The 16,437-nt window shown below is 73.6% G+C and carries 12 protein-coding genes and 1 pseudogene; 6 read left to right on the forward strand and 7 right to left on the reverse strand.

Going from position 1 to position 16,437, the window contains the following annotated elements; all coding sequences use genetic code 11:
• Position 1: 1 nt before the first annotated feature.
• Genes ABZ464_RS25770 through ABZ464_RS25780 form a run of 3 tightly spaced genes read right to left on the reverse strand, consistent with a single transcriptional unit; the run spans position 2 to position 3,818 of the window.
• Positions 2 to 2,386 (reverse strand): molybdopterin cofactor-binding domain-containing protein, encoded by a 2,385-nt coding sequence (locus ABZ464_RS25770; protein WP_359280149.1) that lies wholly within the window; start codon positions 2,384 to 2,386, stop codon positions 2 to 4.
• Between the two features lie 5 nt (positions 2,387 to 2,391).
• On the reverse strand, positions 2,392 to 2,928 hold the full coding sequence (locus ABZ464_RS25775) for a (2Fe-2S)-binding protein (RefSeq protein WP_359280150.1): 537 nt from the start codon (positions 2,926 to 2,928) through the stop codon (positions 2,392 to 2,394).
• Entirely contained in the window at positions 2,928 to 3,818 is an 891-nt protein-coding gene (locus tag ABZ464_RS25780; protein WP_359280152.1) for an FAD binding domain-containing protein, read from the reverse strand. The genes ABZ464_RS25775 and ABZ464_RS25780 overlap by 1 nt, the downstream gene beginning before the upstream one ends.
• 324 nt (positions 3,819 to 4,142) lie before the next feature.
• On the opposite strand from ABZ464_RS25780, the gene ABZ464_RS25785 reads away from it, so the two are divergent.
• Together ABZ464_RS25785 and ABZ464_RS25790 are read left to right on the forward strand one after the other, a co-directional pair.
• A complete protein-coding gene (locus ABZ464_RS25785) occupies positions 4,143 to 5,828 on the forward strand; it encodes a PucR family transcriptional regulator ligand-binding domain-containing protein (RefSeq protein WP_359280154.1) in 1,686 nt (561 codons plus the stop codon).
• A gap of 122 nt (positions 5,829 to 5,950) precedes the next feature.
• Positions 5,951 to 6,712: a hypothetical protein gene (locus ABZ464_RS25790; protein WP_359280155.1), complete on the forward strand. Its 762-nt coding sequence runs from the start codon at positions 5,951 to 5,953 to the stop codon at positions 6,710 to 6,712.
• A gap of 119 nt (positions 6,713 to 6,831) precedes the next feature.
• On the opposite strand, the gene ABZ464_RS25795 is transcribed toward ABZ464_RS25790, so the two are convergent.
• Positions 6,832 to 7,641 carry a GntR family transcriptional regulator gene (locus ABZ464_RS25795; RefSeq protein ID WP_359280157.1) on the reverse strand — a complete coding sequence of 270 codons (810 nt, stop codon included), beginning with the start codon at positions 7,639 to 7,641 and terminating at the stop codon, positions 6,832 to 6,834.
• Between the two features lie 180 nt (positions 7,642 to 7,821).
• On the opposite strand from ABZ464_RS25795, the gene ABZ464_RS25800 reads away from it, so the two are divergent.
• Positions 7,822 to 8,670 carry a (2Fe-2S)-binding protein gene (locus tag ABZ464_RS25800; RefSeq protein ID WP_359280158.1) on the forward strand — a complete coding sequence of 283 codons (849 nt, stop codon included), beginning with the start codon at positions 7,822 to 7,824 and terminating at the stop codon, positions 8,668 to 8,670.
• 313 nt (positions 8,671 to 8,983) lie between these two features.
• A complete protein-coding gene (locus ABZ464_RS25805) occupies positions 8,984 to 10,066 on the forward strand; it encodes a DUF2637 domain-containing protein (protein WP_359280159.1) in 1,083 nt (360 codons plus the stop codon).
• A 123-nt stretch (positions 10,067 to 10,189) separates the two neighbouring features.
• Here ABZ464_RS25805 and ABZ464_RS25810 read toward each other — a convergent pair whose 3' ends face one another.
• Positions 10,190 to 10,669: an ATP-binding protein gene (locus ABZ464_RS25810; protein WP_359280160.1), complete on the reverse strand. Its 480-nt coding sequence runs from the start codon at positions 10,667 to 10,669 to the stop codon at positions 10,190 to 10,192.
• 360 nt (positions 10,670 to 11,029) lie between these two features.
• Between ABZ464_RS25810 and ABZ464_RS25815 the strand changes: the two are divergent.
• Positions 11,030 to 11,338: pseudogene (locus ABZ464_RS25815) on the forward strand (hypothetical protein); the annotation flags it as partial.
• Between the two features lie 20 nt (positions 11,339 to 11,358).
• On the opposite strand, the gene ABZ464_RS25820 reads toward ABZ464_RS25815, so the two are convergent.
• The gene (locus ABZ464_RS25820) at positions 11,359 to 13,101 is read right to left on the reverse strand and encodes a pyruvate dehydrogenase (protein WP_359280162.1); all 1,743 of its coding nucleotides are present in this window, start codon (positions 13,099 to 13,101) and stop codon (positions 11,359 to 11,361) included.
• Between the two features lie 62 nt (positions 13,102 to 13,163).
• A complete protein-coding gene (locus ABZ464_RS25825; protein ID WP_359280164.1) occupies positions 13,164 to 15,023 on the reverse strand; it encodes a protein phosphatase 2C domain-containing protein in 1,860 nt (619 codons plus the stop codon).
• 390 nt (positions 15,024 to 15,413) lie between these two features.
• Between ABZ464_RS25825 and ABZ464_RS25830 the strand changes: the two genes are divergently transcribed.
• Positions 15,414 to 16,397, forward strand: a complete 984-nt coding sequence (locus ABZ464_RS25830) for a helix-turn-helix domain-containing protein (RefSeq protein WP_359280166.1) — start codon at positions 15,414 to 15,416, stop codon at positions 16,395 to 16,397.
• Positions 16,398 to 16,437: the final 40 nt, after the last annotated feature.

Consider the following 16,437-nt stretch of genomic DNA (forward strand, 5'->3'; position numbering starts at 1 on the left):
CTTATGCCGTGCCGGTGAGGTGTTCCGGGCGGACCGGCGTCCTGTTCAGCTCCAGGCCGGTCGCGTCGCGGATGGCCGCGAGGACCGCCGGGGTGGAGGACAGGGTGGGGGCCTCGCCGATGCCGCGCAGTCCGTACGGGGCGTGGTCGTCGGCGAGTTCGAGAACGTCGACGGGGATGGTCGGCGTGTCGAGGATGGTGGGGATGAGGTAGTCCGTGAAGGAGGGGTTCTTCACCTTCGCCGTCTTCGGGTCGACGATGATCTCCTCCATGACGGCGACGCCCAGGCCCTGGGTGGTGCCGCCCTGGATCTGGCCGAGCACGGACAGCGGGTTGAGCGCCTTGCCGACGTCCTGGGCGCAGGCCAGCTCGATCACCTTGACCAGGCCGAGCTCGGTGTCGACCTCGACGACCGCCCGGTGCGCGGCGAAGCTGTACTGGACATGGCCGTTGCCCTGTCCGGTGCGCAGGTCGAAGGGTTCGGTCGGCCGGTGCCGCCACTCCTCCTCGACCTCCACGGCCTCCTCGCCGAGGACGTCCACCAGGTCGGCGAGGACCTCGCCGCCGTCGGTGACGACCTTGCCGCCCTCCAGGAGCAGTTCGGCGGTGGCCCAGGCCGGGTGGTGGGTGCCGAACTTGCGGCGCCCGAGCTCCAGGACCCGCTCGCGGACCAGTTCGCAGGCGTTCTTCACGGCGCCGCCGGTGACGTACGTCTGCCGGGAGGCCGAGGTGGAACCGGCGCTGCCCACCTCCGTGTCGGCGGGGTGGATGGTGACCTGGGCGACGCCGAGCTCGGTGCGGGCGATCTGGGCGTGGACGGTGACCCCGCCCTGGCCGACCTCCGCCATCGCCGTGTGCACGGTGACGACGGGCTCGCCGGCCATGGCCTCCAGCCGGACGCGGGCGGTGGAGTAGTCGTCGAAGCCCTCGGAGAAGCCGACGTTCTTGATGCCGACGGCGTAGCCGACCCCGCGGACGACGCCCTCGCCGTGGGTGGTGTTGGACAGGCCGCCGGGCAGCTGCCGTACGTCCGCGCCCTCGCTGGACTCCCACTGGCGCTCCGGCGGCATCGGCATCGCCTTGACGCGGCGCAGGAGTTCGGCGACCGGCGCCGGGGAGTCGACGGGCTGGCCCGTGGGCAGGAGCGTGCCCTGTTCCATGGCGTTGCGGCGGCGGAACTCCACCGGGTCCAGGCCCAGTTCCTTGGCCATCTTGTCCATCTGCGCCTCGTAGGCGAAGCACGCCTGGACCGCGCCGAAGCCGCGCATCGCGCCGCAGGGCGGGTTGTTGGTGTAGAGGGCGATGGCCTCGATGTCGACGTCGTCGACGACGTACGGTCCGATGCCGAGGGAGGAGGCGTTGCCGACCACGGCCGGGCTCGCGGAGGCGTACGCCCCGCCGTCCAGGACGATCCGGCACTTGACGTGGGTGAGCTTGCCGTCGCGGGTCGCGCCGTGCTCGTAGGTCAGTTTGGCCGGGTGGCGGTGGACGTGGCCGAAGAAGGACTCGAAACGGTTGTAGACGATCTTGACGGGTTTGCCGGTGCGCAGGGCCAGCAGACAGGCGTGGATCTGCATCGACAGGTCCTCGCGGCCGCCGAAGGCGCCGCCGACGCCGGCCAGCGTCATCCGTACCTTCTCCGGCGGGAGGCCGAGGACGGGGGCGATCTGGCGCAGGTCGGAGTGGAGCCACTGGGTGGCGATGTAGAGGTGGACGCCGCCGTCCTCCTCGGGGACGGCGAGGCCGGACTCGGGGCCGAGGAAGGCCTGGTCCTGCATGCCGAAGGTGTACTCGCCGCGGACGATCACATCGGCCCGCGCGGCGGCCGCCGCCGCGTCGCCGCGCACGATCGGCTGGCGGTGCACGATGTTGGGGTGCGCCACATGGCCGATGTGGTGGTCGGTGCGGTGCTCGTGGACGAGGACCGCGTCGGGGGCGGTGGCGGAGGCCTCGTCGGTGATGACGGGCAGCTCGCGGTACTCGACCTCGATCTTGGCGGCGGCGCGGCGGGCGGTCTCCGGGTGGTCGGCGGCGACGATCGCGACGGGTTCGCCGTGGTGGCGTACCTTGCCGTGGGCCAGGACGGGGGTGTCCTGGATCTCCAGGCCGTAGTGCTTCACCTCGGTGGGCAGGTCGTCGTACGTCAGGACGGCGTACACGCCGGGGGTGGCGAGGGCCTCGCTCGTGTCGAGGGAGACGATCTCGGCGTGGGCGACGGTGGAGCGCAGGATCTGGCCCCAGAGCATGTCCTCGTGCCACAGGTCGGAGGAGTACGCGAACTCGCCGGTGACCTTGAGGGTGCCGTCGGGGCGGAGGGTGGACTCGCCGATGCCGCCCTTGGTCTGCGAGCCCTGGGTGATCTTCGTGGGAGCGCCGTTGGTCGGCATGGGGCTCAGACCGCCTCTTGCTGCCGGGCGGCCGCGAGGCGGACCGCGTCCATGATCTTCTCGTAGCCGGTGCAGCGGCACAGGTTGCCCGAGAGCGCCTCGCGGATGTCCGCGTCGCTCGGGTCGGGGTGGCGCTCCAGCATCTCGTCGGCGGCGACCAGCAGACCGGGCGTGCAGAAGCCGCACTGCACGGCGCCGGCGTCGATGAACGCCTGCTGGATCGGGGAGAGTTCGCCGCCCCCGCCGGCCTGGGAGTCGGTGGCGGCCTCGGGGGCCGTACCGCCGGAGCGCCGCTGGGCGTACTCGGCGAGGCCCTCGACGGTGACGACCTCGCGGCCCTCGGCCTGGCCGGCGGCGACCAGGCAGGCGCAGACCGGCACGCCGTCCAGGCGGACCGTGCAGGAGCCGCACTCGCCCTGTTCGCAGGCGTTCTTGGAGCCGGGCAGGCCGAGGCGCTCGCGCAGGACGTAGAGCAGGCTCTCGCCCTCCCAGACGTCGTCGGCCTCCTGGGGACGTCCGTTGACGGTGAGGTTGACGCGCATCACGCGGCTCCTTCCGAGGTGCGGCGGGCGCCGCGGTACGACTCCCAGGTCCAGGTCAGGGTGCGGCGGGCCATCACGCCGACCGCGTGCCGGCGGTAGCTCGCGGTGCCGCGGACGTCGTCGATGGGGTTGCAGGCGGCGGCGCACAGGCCGGCGAACTCCTTGGCGACCGACGGGGTGACGATCTTCCCGTTGTCCCAGAAGCCGCCCTCCTCCAGCGCCGCGTTGAGGAAGTCCTCGGCGACCTTCGCCCGGACGGGGGTGGGCGCGGCGGAGCCGATGCCGGTGCGGACCGTGCGGGTCTCGGGGTGCAGGGCGAGGCCGAAGGCGCAGACGGCGATGACCATGGCGTTGCGGGTGCCGACCTTGGAGAACTGCTGGGGGCCGTCGGCCTTCTTGACGTGGACGGCGCGGATCAGCTCGTCCGGGGCGAGCGCGTTGCGCTTGACGCCGGTGTAGAAGTCGTCGATGGGGATACGGCGGCTGCCGCGCACCGACTCGGCCTCGACCTCGGCGCCGGCCGCCAGCAGGGCGGGGTGGGCGTCGCCGGCCGGGGAGGCGGTGCCGAGGTTGCCGCCGACGCCGCCGCGGTTGCGGATCTGCGGGGAGGCCACGGTGTGCGAGGCGAGGGCCAGGCCCGGCAGCTCGGACCGCAGATTCTCCATGATCTTCGTATAGGGAACGGAGGCGCCCAGCCGCACGGCGTCCGCGCCGACCTCCCATTCGTAGAGGTCGGCGACGCGGGTGAGGTCGAGGAGGTACTCGGGCCGCCGGTGGTCGAAGTTGATCTCGACCATCACGTCGGTGCCCCCGGCGATCGGCACCGCGCTGGGGTGCTCGGCCTTCGCGGCGAGCGCCTCCTCCCAGCTGGCGGGGCGAAGGAAGTCCATGACCGGCTCTCTTCTTCGTCTCGTGGGTCGTACGGATCGAGCCAGATCGTGTGCGGCGGGCCCGGCTCGTTCATGTGCTGTTCACGCGTAGTGGGCTCAGTACACAGCGCCGTACTCCGACCGTGTCAGTCACGGAAACCATGAAGGAGTTGGCTGGTCGCGACAGGCATCTTGTAGATTCGTATGAACGGAGGCCATCGGAAACCTCTACGTATCCCCTGGGTTTTCCCCTGGACACACCGCCGGGCCCCCGCCCCACGGATCCCTTCACTTTTCATCGTAGTTTTCGAGACAGTCTTCAAGACAAGGAACGGCGGCGACGAGATGCGGCTGCGCGCACTTCTGGACACCGATGCGCTGGGGCTGCGGCTGCTCGGCGGCGAGGACGAGCTCGACCGCGCGGTGCGCGGGGTGATGACCACCGATCTGCGCGACCCGAGCCGCTATCTCTCCGGCGGCGAGCTGGTGCTGACGGGTCTGGCCTGGCGCCGGGGCCCCGCCGACTCCGAGCCGTTCGTACGGATCCTGGTGCAGTCCGGGGTGGCCGCGCTGGCGGCCGGCGAGGCCGAGCTGGCGAATGTGCCGGACGATCTGGTGGTGGCCTGCGCCCGGCACCGGCTGCCGCTGTTCGCGGTGGACGAGTCGGTGGCCTTCGCGACGATCACCGAGCATGTCGTACGGCAGGTCAGCGGGGAGCGCGCCGGGGACCTCGCGGCGGTGGTGGACCGGCACCGGCGGATGATGACCTCGGGTCCGGCGGGCGGCGGCCCGGACGTGGTGCTGGACCTGCTCGGCTCCGATCTGGACCTGCGGGCATGGGTGCTGTCCCCCACCGGGCGGCTGATCGCGGGCCCGAGGACGGCGGGCCCTGCGCTGCCCGCCGAGGTGTGCGCACGGCTGGCCGGGGAGCAGCTGGCGGCCGTCCGCGGCGGCCGGCGCGGACCGCACCGGACGCTGGTGGGCACCACGACGTACTCGCTGTTCCCGATCCGCGGCGGCGGTGGCCGCGGCGCGCAGGGCGGGCGGGACGTGCGCGAGAGCGTGCTGTCGGACTGGCTGCTGGCCGTGGAGGCGGACGCCGGGGAATGGCCGGAGGAGCGGCTGGACCTGCTGTACGGCGTCACCCAGCTGATCGCGGTCGAGCGCGACCGGCGGGACGCGGCGCGCACGGTGCGCCGAAGGCTCGCGCAGGAGGTGCTGGAGCTGGTGCAGACCGGCGCGGCCCCGGCGGAGATCGCGGCGCGGCTGCGGGTGGCCGCGCCGGTGCTGCTGCCGGGTCTCGGGGCCGCCCCGCAGTGGCAGGTGGTCGTGGCGCGGGTGGAATGGGACCGCCCCGAGGGCGAGGGCCCGCAGACGGGTCCGGTGACCCAGGCGCTGCTGGAGGAGATCCTGGTGGACCCGCTGGCGACCGGGACCGAGCCGTCCGACCGGATCGCCGTCGCCCACACCGGTGAGGAGGCGGTCGCCCTGGTGCCGCTGCCGGCGGTCGCCGGCGAGCACGACGGCTCCGAGGCGGGCGTCCTCGCCGACGTGCTGCTGGCCGCCGTACGGGAGCCGCTGTCGGCGGGGCTGGACGGCGACGGGCGTCTCACCCTCGGGGTGAGCGCGGCCGTGCACTCGGCGGAGGGGCTGCGCGGGGCGCTGGAGGAGGCGCGGCACGCGCGGCGGGTGGCGGCGGCCCGGCCCGGCCGGGTCTGCGCGGCCGGGCACCAGGAGCTCGCCTCGCACGTCCTGCTGCTGCCGTTCGTCCCGGACGACGTGCGCCGGGCGTTCACGGCCCGGCTGCTGGACCCGCTGCGCGAGTACGACCGCCGCCATCGCGCCGAGCTGATCCCCACCCTGGAGGCGTTCCTGGAGTGCGACGGTTCCTGGACGCGCTGCGCGTCCCGGCTGCATCTGCACGTCAACACGCTGCGCTACCGGGTCGGCCGGATCGAGCAGCTGACGAGCCGTGATCTGTCGCGGCTGGAGGACAAGCTGGATTTCTTCCTGGCGCTGCGCATGAGCTGAGACCGACTTTGTGAAATCCTTCACCCGCCCCCTTGGCCCGGTGCCGGGATTCGTGCTGAGATGCCGACACTCACTCAAGGCTCGACGGCGCGCTCGGGGAGGGCAACGTGGCGTACTCCGCCATGTCTGGTACCGGAACGACCGCAGATGACGATCCTGTCCAGATCGCCGTGTGGCGGCTGCGCTCGCGCGCCTGCTGGGTCGACGCCGCGGCCCTGCTGCCGGCGGACACCGCGCCGGGCGCGATCCAGCGGGCCGCGCTGCTCGTCGAGCGGTGCCTGTACACCGAACAGGGCTGGCAGGACGCCGAGGACGCGCTGCGCACGGCGGAGGCGCTGGCGCACGATGACGAGGAGCGGGGCGCTGCCGCCTGCGAGCGGGGCTATCTCGCCTACGCCGCCACCCTGCACGCGGTGCGCGACCGGGTGGACGAGGCGCGGGCCGCGCTGGGCCGGGCGGCGGCGCTGATCCCGCCGGACGCGGTGGGGCGGGCGCTGCTGGACTTCCGGCGCGGGCTGCTCGCGGAGAACATCTCACGGTCCCCGCAGGCCGCGCGGGCCGCGTACCGGCGCGCCCACACGGCGGCGGCCGCCCACTCCGACGAGCTGCTGCTGTCGTTCACCTGGCGGCATCTGGCCGGACTGGCCCTGCGGGACGGGGAGCTGGCGGAGGCGCGGCACGGCTTCGCCGAATCGCTGCGGATCCGGGAGGAGTTGGGGTACCTGGTGGGGACCGCGCCGGCCCTCGTCTCCCTCGCGGACACCGAGCCCGAGCCGGAGGCCTCCCACCTCAGGGAGGAGGCCCGCCGCCTGTTCCGCCTGCTGGGCGGCGTACCGACCTGGCTGGCGACCCAGCTGGCACCACCACCGGCGGCGACGGCGTAACCCCCGGCCTCGAGGGCGCCCGAAGGGGCGCGAGGCTGTGTCAATGTGCGGCTCCGCCGCGTGGGCGCGACCGGCCACAACGAACCGGCAGCGACCCACGGCCCAAGCGGACGGTCCCCTCAGCCGACGCCCGCGAAATGGTTACGTACCAGCACCTGGACGGCCTCCGGCTCCCCGGCGCACAACGCGTCCAGCAGCGCGAGATGTTCCGCCGCGTCGGCGAGAAGATCGGCGCGGCCGCGCGGGGCGGGAGCGCCGACCAGGGGCCACTGGGCCCGGCGGTGGAGATCCTCGGCGATGGCGACCAGCTGTTCGTTGCCCGCGAGGGCGAGCAGCGCCCGGTGGAAGACGCGGTCCGCCTCGGCGTACGTCACCCGGCAGCCGGAGTTCGCCGCGCGGACCGTCGCGTCGGCGAGGGGCCGCAGCTCCGCCCAGCGCTCGGCCGGCACCGTGCGGGCCAGCCGCTGCATCACCGGCACCTCGATCAGCGCCCGCACTTCGGCCAGTTCGGCGAGTTCCCGCGCGCCGCGCTCGACGACCCGGAACCCCCGGTTGGGCACGACCTCGACGGCGCCCTCCATCGCGAGCTGCTGCATCGCCTCGCGCACCGGGGTCGCCGAGACGCCGAAGCGCTCGCCGAGGACCGGCGCCGAGTACACCTCGCCCGGCCGGAGTTCCCCGGAGACCAGCGCGGTGCGCAGCGCGTCCAGGATCTGCCCGCGGACGGAGGCCCGCTGGACGACCGGCCGGGGGTGCGGGATCGGCGGCTCGCTGTGCGTGTGCTCCCCGCGCGCGGCGCCCCGCGGCCCGCACCGCTCCCCGTCCAGTTCCTGGGAGGAGGCCGCCCGCTGCTGGGCCGGCACCCGGGCCCGGGCCGGGTCGTCCTGCCCGATCCCCGTCCCGGCGGAGCCCTGCGTGCCCTGCTTCACGGGTCCTCCTGGCGGACGTGTCGGTACTTGGGGTCATTACGGCGGGTTGTTACTCGCCCGTCAAGCACCTTAGGCGTACTGGCCGTCAGTTCAAATCCCGAAGAGGATGGGTAAGGTTAGGCTTACCTTCAAAAGCCCTTGCTTTTGCCCTTCCCCCATCCTGGAACGGTGGTCCCCGGCATGCCCTCAGCCCCGTCGGTCACAGCGGAGTCCTACGCCCGCCTCACCGAGGCCTACCCGGGCCTGACCGTCACCGAGCTGGGCCCCGGCGCACCGGCGCCCCGGGGCGGCGGCTGGGTCGCCGCGGCGGACCTCGCCGCGGGCGGCGCCGCCCTGGACGCCTTCCTGGCCTGGGACGACGCCCAGGTCGTACGGGACTACGGGCAGCGGGCCCGCCCGGACGTGACGGCGAGCTTCGGGCTGCACCGGTACGCCTGGCCGGCCTGTCTGCTGATCACCGTGCCCTGGTTCCTGCACCGCCGGGTGCCGCGCCACCCCGTGACGCACGTCTCGTACGACCGCACCGGCGACGGCATGCGGATGGCCGTACGCCCGCCGTCCTCGTTCGCCTGTCTGCCGGGGGACCCGGCGGCGGTCCTGCCCGGCGCGCGGGTGGTGCCGGACGAGGAGGCGCTGCGGGCCGAGGTGCGGGCGGCGGTGGCCGAGCACCACGAGCCGGTGCTCGCCGGGTTCGGGCCGCGGACCCGGCGGCGCGGGCGTGCGCTGTGGGGCATGGTGACGGACGAGATCGTCGAGGGCCTGTGGTACGTCGCCCATCTGTTCGGCGACGGCGAGCAGCAGCGGGCGCGGCACGAGCTGGAGCTGCTGCTGCCGGGCGCCACGAAGCCGTACGTCGGCTCGGCCGCGTTCCGTGAACTGACCGGTCCGGACGGCGAGTCGCTGCCCACCCGGGACCGGGCGAGCTGCTGCATGTTCTACACCGTGCGCCCCGAGGACACCTGCGCCACCTGCCCGCGCACCTGCGACGCGGACCGGATCGGCAGGCTCACCGCGGCCGCCGCGGGCTGAGGCATCCTCAGGCACCCCCGGGGGAACGGCCGCCAGGGGGTTGACGTAAGATCACCCGGACGAGACTCTCTTACGGTTACAGCTGATTCACAATTTCCTCACCTGCCACGGGAACTTTCCGTGGAACCACCCGTACGGGTAGTCTTGTTCGAACTCAACTCCCGCCCCTCAAGCGGCAGTTCGAGCTAGAACGTCGCCCTGGGCATCCCCTTGCACCTCCTTGGCGGCCTCTTGCCCCGAAACCCCCTGAGGGACGGCGGGATTGGGCCACTATGGCGGGCGTTACGCCCTATCCCAATGCAAGGGACCCCAGATGAGACTGACCGACATATCGCTGAACTGGCTGCTTCCGGGCGCCGTACTGCTCCTGGGCATGCTGGCGGCGGTGGCGGTGCTCGCGCGGAGCAAGCGGTCCGGGGAGCACGCCAAGACCGACGACTCGTGGGAGCGCAGCGAGGAGCGCCGCAGGCGCAAGGAGGCCATATACGGCACCGCCTCCTACGTCCTTCTGTTCTGCTGTGCGGCCGTCGCCGCCGCGCTCTCGTTCCACGGCCTGGTCGGCTTCGGCGAGCAGAACCTCGGGCTGTCCGGCGGCTGGGAGTACCTGGTGCCGTTCGGCCTGGACGGCGCGGCGATGTTCTGCTCCGTCCTCGCGGTCCGCGAGGCCTCCCACGGTGACGCGGCGCTCGGCTCCCGGATACTCGTGTGGACGTTCGCCGGCGCCGCCGCCTGGTTCAACTGGGTCCACGCGCCCCGCGGTCTGGGCCACGCGGGCGCCCCGCACTTCTTCGCCGGCATGTCCCTCTCGGCGGCCGTGCTGTTCGACCGGGCGCTGAAGCAGACCCGCCGCGCCGCGCTGCGCGAGCAGGGCCTGGTGCCCCGTCCGCTGCCGCAGATCCGTGTGGTGCGCTGGCTGCGGGCCCCCCGTGAGACCTACAAGGCCTGGTCGCTCATGCTCCTCGAGAACGTGCGCAGCCTGGACGAGGCCGTCGAGGAGGTCCGGGACGACAAGATCCGCAAGGAGGAGACCAAGCTGCGCCGCCGCGAGGAGCAGCGCCTGGAGCGGGCCCAGCTGAAGGCGATCAGCCGCGGTCACGGCCGCTGGCCCGGTCGCGGTGGCGGCGGTGGCGGCGGTGGCCGTCAGCTCGAGCCCGGTCAGGCCGCGGCCCTGGAGCCCGCGACCGCCGCGGCCTCGGCCGAACGGGTCTCCGCGGAGAGTGGCATAGCCGGCGCGCCGGAGCAGCTGCCCGTCCGCCAGCGGCCCTCGCTGCAGCCCGTGCGCCAGTCCTCCGAGGGGTACTCCGTCGACCTCACGGCGGAGGACGACACCATGGCCCTGCCGCGCCTGGACTCCCTGGAGCGCAAGCTCAAGGACCTGGAGCAGCAGTTCGGCTGACCTCCCGGTCCGGCTGACGGCCGGCCGGTGACACCACGGGAAGGGGGCGCGACCACCACGGTCGCGCCCCCTTCCCGTGGCCTGTCCGGGTCTTGTCCCGTGCCCTGTGCGGGTCTCGGGCTCTCAGGCCGCCCCGGCGGCCAGTTCGAACCAGACGACCTTCCCGGCGCCCTGCGCCCGGACCCCCCAGGAGTCCGCGAGGGACTGCACCAGGACCAGGCCCCGGCCGTGCGTGCCGTCGTCGGCGTTCGGCACGGACGGCCGGGGGCGGCCCGGCACGGAGTCCCGCACCTCCACCCGCAGGCCGGCCGGTGACACGGTGGCCGTCAGGACCGCCTCGTCGTCGGTGTGCACCAGTGCGTTGGTCACGAGCTCGCTGGTCAGCAGTTCCGCCGTCTCCGAGCGGCCCGGCTTCCCCCAGCCCTGCAGCAGCTCGCGCAGCGCTCGGCGCGCCTCGGGCACCGCCCTCAGGTCCGCCCGCCCGAGTCTGCGATTGAGCTGCGTGTCTACGGTGTCGTCCCCCTCCGCGATCTCCGTGTCCCGCTCTGCCGCCGAGGTGCCGGCGATCGCCGTCCGACCGCTGCCCCGTGCCTGCCTCTTCATGACCCCCGCCCGCGTGCCGATGTCGGTTCCCCTCCTGCTCGAACACGTTCACGGGGATCCATGCCCGGTCGGCACGGCGCCAGTCATGTCGAATCGTCCACGCCCGGGTGTTCGGCCATGTTCGAGGGGGCGCACAAGCGGACGGCCGGACCGCGCCCCCCGGTGCGCGGTCCGGCCGGATCACCGGGGACGAGGCCGGTTTCGCTACCGTACGGACCCGGTTTGCGTGCGGTGGGGACGCGGTACGACGGCATGGGCGTACCTCCGAAGGGCGTACGCCCGCGCGGCCTGCGGACCGTCCCCCCACGGCCTCGCGTGCCCTCCCCCGCCGAAGTTGGCCGGAATACATCGCCTCCGCACGCCGTGCACGGGCGGGAGACCGACGTGGAGACCGACGTGGAGATCGCGGTGCAGGGCCGCAGCTCCACGGCCGTCGTACTGACGGCGCTGCGCGTGCGCGTCGCCGGCCGCGCCGCGCCCGTGCCGGGGACGGTGTGCGCGATGGACCAGGGCTGCGGCGGCGCGCTCGGCAGGCGCTCCTTCGCGGTCCGGCTCCCCTGCCGGGTGTCCGCCGAAAACCCGCAGGTGCTGCTGGTCATGGCCCGCACCCGGTCCTGCGCCTGTGACCGGTACCTCGAACTCGACTGGTCCTCCCGGTGCCGTACCGGCCCTGACCGTGGGAGGGCGTCTCAAGGGCGGGGCAGGTTGCGGAGGTTGGAGCGGGCCATCTGGAGCATCCGGCCGACCCCGCCGTCCAGGACGATCTTGGAGGCGGACAGCGCGAACCCCGTCACCATCTCGGCGCTGATCCTCGGCGGGATGGACAGCGCGTTGGGGTCGGTGACGACGTCGACGAGGGCCGGCCCCTTGTGCCGGAAGGCGTCCCGGAGGGCACCGGCGAGCTGTTTGGGCTTCTCCACGCGGACGCCGTGGGCGCCGCAGGCGCGGGCGACCTCGGCGAAGTCGGGGTTCTTGTTGGTGGTGCCGTACGAAGGGAGTCCGGCGACCAGCATCTCCAGCTCGACCATGCTCAGCGAGGAGTTGTTGAACAGCACGACCTTCACCGGGAGGTCGTACTGCACGAGGGTCAGGAAGTCGCCCATCAGCATGGTGAATCCGCCGTCGCCGGACATCGAGACGACCTGTCGGCGGCGGTCGGTGAACTGGGCGCCGATCGCCATGGGCAGCGCGTTCGCCATCGAGCCGTGGGAGAAGGAACCGATCACCCGGCGGCGGCCGTTGGGGGTGAGATAGCGGGCGGCCCACACATTGCACATACCGGTGTCGACGGTGAACACGGCGTCGTCGTCGGCGAGTTCGTCGAGGACGGAGGCGACGTACTCGGGATGCAGCGGAACGTGCTTCTCCACCTTCCGGGTGTACGCCTTGACCACCCCCTCCAGGGCATCCGCGTGCTTCCTGAGCATGCGGTCGAGGAAGCGCCGGTCGTCCTTGGGCCGCAGGCGCGGGATCAGACAGCGCAGCGTCTCCCGTACGTCGCCCCACACGGCGAGGTCCAGCCGGGAGCGGCGGCCGAGGTGCTCGGGGCGGACGTCGACCTGGGCGATCCGGACGTCGTCGGGGAGGAAGGCGTTGTACGGGAAGTCGGTGCCGAGGAGGATCAGCAGCTCGCACTCGTGGGTCGCCTCGTAGGCGGCGCCGTAGCCGAGGAGACCGCTCATCCCGACGTCGAACTCATTGTCGTACTGGATGAACTCCTTGCCGCGCAGGGCGTGTCCCACCGGGGACTTGATCTTTCCGGCGAGTTCCATGACCTCGGCGTGCGCGCCGGCCGTGCCGCTGCCGCAGAACAGGGTGACCCGGCCGGCCTCGTCGATCATCCGGACCAGGGCGTCGATCTCGGCGTCGCCCGGGCGGACCGTGGGCCGGCTGGTGACGAGGGCGGTCGCGGCGGCCTTCTCGGGGGCGGGCTCGGAGGCGACGTCCCCGGGCAGGGCGACCACGCTGACCCCGCCGCGGCCGACCGCGTTCTGGATGGCGGTGTGCAGCAGCCGGGGCATCTGTTTCGGGCTGGAGATCAGTTCGCTGTAGTGGCTGCACTCGCGGAACAGCTGGTCGGGGTGGGTCTCCTGGAAGTAGCCGAGGCCGATCTCGGCGGAGGGGATGTGCGAGGCGAGGGCGAGGACCGGGGCCATCGAGCGGTGGGCGTCGTAGAGGCCGTTGACGAGATGCAGGTTGCCGGGGCCGCAGGAGCCCGCGCAGGCCGCCAGCCGGCCGGTGATCTGCGCCTCGGCCCCCGCGGCGAAGGCGGCGGTCTCCTCGTGGCGCACCTGGACCCAGTCGACGGCGGAGTTGCGGCGCACCGCGTCCACCACCGGGTTGAGGCTGTCCCCGACCACCCCGTACAGGCGTCTGACCCCGGCGCGGGCGAGGATGTCCACGAACTGCTCGGCGACGTTCTGCTTGGCCATGGCCGGACGCACCCCTTCTCGGACCTCGGGTACCTCCCTCCACAGTGGCGGCGCCGCCGCGCTCACGCCTCCCAGACGGCCGCCGCCGTACGGTCGTCCGCGTAGCCCTTGACCCGGACCTGGGTGTCGGCGAGGAACGCGGCGAGGCCGGGCGGGGGCCGGTCCGACCAGCGTTCCGTGAGGTGGGCGGGGAGTGCGGGCTCGCCGCGCAGGGGGTCGGCGAGGCCGCTCGTGCACATCAGCAGGGTGTCACCCGGTCGGGCTACGGAGGCCCGGAAGCGGAAGGGGTCGCGGGGCGGCTCGGGGGGCGGGTCGTAGGGGCTCGGCGGGGTCGGGATGCCGAGGTCCATGGTGAGCCGGTCGCCCTCGGGCGTCTCCGCGGGCAGCGCGCCGAACCCGACGACGGGCTCCCCGGCGACCTCGCCGACTCTCGGCTCCAGGTCCTGCCACTCGCCGCCGCGCAGCCGGAACAGGCCGCCGTCGCCGACGCCGAAGAAGACCCGGGTACGGCACTCGGGGTCGGCGGGCAGCAGCAGACAGCGCAGGGTGGCCGTGTACTCGTCGGGCTCCAGGCCCTGTTCGGCGGCGCCGGCCCGGAGCCGGCCGAGGCTGCGGTCGGTGAGGCGGTGCAGGCCGGACTTCAGGTCGCCGCGCCGGGCGGCTCTTATGTCCTGCGCCAGCCGGACATGGCTGCGGCCCACGGCCCGGCCGATCCACCGGCAGGCCTCGGCGGCCGCCCGGTGCGCGCCCGGCGTGGCCCGCGCGCCGGTCGCCATCGCGACCAGCACCAGCGCGTGCTCGCCGGTGCCGAACCGGGCGACGAGCAGCGAGTCCCGGCGCGGCTCGCCCCGGTACCGCGCGGAGTCCCCGCGCACCGACACGGCCCGCAGCGCACAGCTGCCGTAGAAGGCCCCCTCCAGCACGGTGTCGGCCACCAGATCGTCCAGCGCATCCGGATCGGCGGTGGGCAGCGCGGTGGGCTCGGCATCGTAGGTGGGCGGCCGCGACCCGACGTACACCTTCTGCTCGTCACCCGGCAGGGGCACATCGAGGGCGGTGGGCGTCCGGTCCCCGTCCGGCGGGGCGGAGCCGAGGGGGGCGGCGGCGAGACCGCTGGTGGAGGTGGTGGGGGTGAGGGAGGGGGTGGGGGTGCCGACGGGCAGGGGCGCGGACGGGGGGACGGGTGGCGGCGCGGGTGGCGTCATCTGCGGTGGCGGCGCCTGCGGTGGCACGGGAACTTGTGGCGGTACGGGCGGGCGGACGGGAGGGGCGCCTGGCGTACCGGCCGACGGGGTGGCAGGCGTGGGGCGGTCGGCGGGTGCGGGGGGAGTGAAGCCGCGAGGCAGGCCGGACGGGAGGGTCGTGGGGACGGGAGGTGTGTCCGGCGGGGGCGGTGTGGGACGGGTATTCGGCGTGGCGTCCGGGGTGGACGTCGGCGCGGCGTCCGTGACGGGACCGGGCTCGGGTCCGCCGGACAGCGGCGCCGCGGATCCACCGGACGGCAGCGGCACGGACCCGGCAGACAGCGGTGGCACGGACCCGGCAGACGGCGGTGGCACGACTTCGCCGGACCGGGGCGGCACGGATCCGCCGGATCGTGGTGCGGGGCGCGGGGGCGGGGGTGGGTCGGTTTCGGGGCGGGGCGGCGGGAGTGGGGGGCCGGACGAGGTGGGGGCCGTGGCCGCGTCCGGGGCCAGCCACCAGTCGGTCTGGGCGTCCGCCACCGCCCGGTCCCCGTCCGTGCGCTGCGCGGGGACCGTGTCCGTCGGCCCCCCGGAGCGCACCGCTCCCGCCGCCGAGGCGAAGCGGTCGTCCAGGGAGTCGGCGGTGGGCGCGGGGCCCGTGTCCGCGGTGAAGTCGTCGTACAGCTGCCCCCACCAGTCGTCCTCGGGACCGGTGGGCCTTCCCCCCTGCTGGCTCATGCCCCCAATTGTCCACCGCACGGGCCGGATGAAAACGGGGCATCCGGAAAATGCGTCACCGTCGAATGTCCGTACGGGCACCCGGAGACGACGATCGCCGGGCGGTCCCACCCCCCACGGGAGAACCGCCCGGCGACCTTGCGGATGGCCCCGGCTCAGATCCCCTGTGCGCCCCTGCGCCTCATGAGCCCGGACCACCACGTTCTCGCTGGTTCTCGGTGCCGAAGTGTGCACCGCGCACCTTGACCTGCGCTGTGGATGATCAATGTCTTCCCGCCGTGGCCACACCTTGGCAGAGTGACCTGCGGCACGGCGACGATGCGCGGCGGCGGGTTTACGCCGTGACCGCTTCCCGCCACCCCCCGGACGAGTGAGGAGGGAGCGCACCTGATGCTGGGAGCGATTGGGCTCGACGAGACGCACGAGTCTGCGTACCGGGCACTGGTGTCGGTGGGCGCCGCCGACGTCCCCGATCTGGCGCGCCGGCTGGCCCTCGGCGAGTACGACACCGAGCGCGCCCTGCGCCGGCTGGAGCGCCACGGACTCGCGGCGCAGTCCTCGGGCCGCCCCGGCCGCTGGGTCGCCGCGCCGCCCGGTGTCGCGCTGGGTGCGCTGCTCACCCGGCACCGGCACGAGCTGGAGCGGGCGGAGCTGGCGGCCGCGCTGCTCGCCGAGGAGTACCGCGCGGGGGCCGCCGAGCCGTCCGTGCACGACCTGGTCGAGGTGGTGACGGGCGCGGCGGCGGTGTCGCAGCGCTTCCTGCAGCTCCAGCTGGGCGCGAGCGACGAGGTGTGCGCCCTGGTCACCGGCACCCCGGTGGCCGTGACCGGGGTGGAGAACGACGCCGAGGAGCGCGCGGCCGCACGCGGCGTGCGCTACCGCGTCGTCCTGGAGCGGGAGGTCCTCCGCCAGCCGAACGGCATGACGGAGCTGACCGCCGCACTCGGCCGCGAGGAGCAGGTGCGGGTGGTGGACCGGGTGCCGACGAAACTGGTCGTGGCCGACCGCTCGCTCGCGCTGGTCCCCCTCACCGGCCGCTCGGCGGAGCCCGCCGCGCTGGTGGTGCACGCCGGCGGACTCCTCGAACTCCTCGCGGGTCTGTTCGAGTCGGTGTGGCAGAACGCCCTGCCGCTACGGCTCGCCGCGAACGGCGTGGTCGAACAGGCCCCGGCCGGCCCCGACGCCACCGACCTGGAGATCCTCTCCCTGCTGCTGGCGGGGCTGACGGACGCGAGCGTGGCCAAGCAGCTCGATCTGGGCCTGCGGACCGTACAGCGCCGGGTGAAGGGGCTGATGGAGCTGACGGGGGTGTCGACCCGGCTGCAGCTGGGCTGGGTCGCCCATGAGCGCGGCTGGGTGACCCGCGGCCGGTGACTCCTGGGCCGTACCTCTTGACCTGCGGGTTCCCCGCGAT

The organism is Streptomyces sp. NPDC005820 (assembly GCF_040630255.1).
In the GTDB taxonomy this organism is placed as follows: domain Bacteria; phylum Actinomycetota; class Actinomycetes; order Streptomycetales; family Streptomycetaceae; genus Streptomyces.

Excerpts from the sequence above, each read along its gene's own strand:
- ABZ464_RS25770 (WP_359280149.1), bottom strand. The coding sequence starts at position 2,386 with ATGCCGACCAACGGCGCTCCCACGAAGATCACCCAGGGCTCGCAGACC.
- ABZ464_RS25775 (WP_359280150.1), bottom strand. The coding sequence starts at position 2,928 with ATGCGCGTCAACCTCACCGTCAACGGACGTCCCCAGGAGGCCGACGAC.
- ABZ464_RS25780 (WP_359280152.1), bottom strand. The coding sequence starts at position 3,818 with ATGGACTTCCTTCGCCCCGCCAGCTGGGAGGAGGCGCTCGCCGCGAAG.
- ABZ464_RS25785 (WP_359280154.1), top strand. The coding sequence starts at position 4,143 with ATGCGGCTGCGCGCACTTCTGGACACCGATGCGCTGGGGCTGCGGCTG.
- ABZ464_RS25790 (WP_359280155.1), top strand. The coding sequence starts at position 5,951 with ATGTCTGGTACCGGAACGACCGCAGATGACGATCCTGTCCAGATCGCC.
- ABZ464_RS25800 (WP_359280158.1), top strand. The coding sequence starts at position 7,822 with ATGCCCTCAGCCCCGTCGGTCACAGCGGAGTCCTACGCCCGCCTCACC.
- ABZ464_RS25805 (WP_359280159.1), top strand. The coding sequence starts at position 8,984 with ATGAGACTGACCGACATATCGCTGAACTGGCTGCTTCCGGGCGCCGTA.
- ABZ464_RS25810 (WP_359280160.1), bottom strand. The coding sequence starts at position 10,669 with ATGAAGAGGCAGGCACGGGGCAGCGGTCGGACGGCGATCGCCGGCACC.
- ABZ464_RS25820 (WP_359280162.1), bottom strand. The coding sequence starts at position 13,101 with ATGGCCAAGCAGAACGTCGCCGAGCAGTTCGTGGACATCCTCGCCCGC.
- ABZ464_RS25825 (WP_359280164.1), bottom strand. The coding sequence starts at position 15,023 with ATGAGCCAGCAGGGGGGAAGGCCCACCGGTCCCGAGGACGACTGGTGG.
- ABZ464_RS25830 (WP_359280166.1), top strand. The coding sequence starts at position 15,414 with ATGCTGGGAGCGATTGGGCTCGACGAGACGCACGAGTCTGCGTACCGG.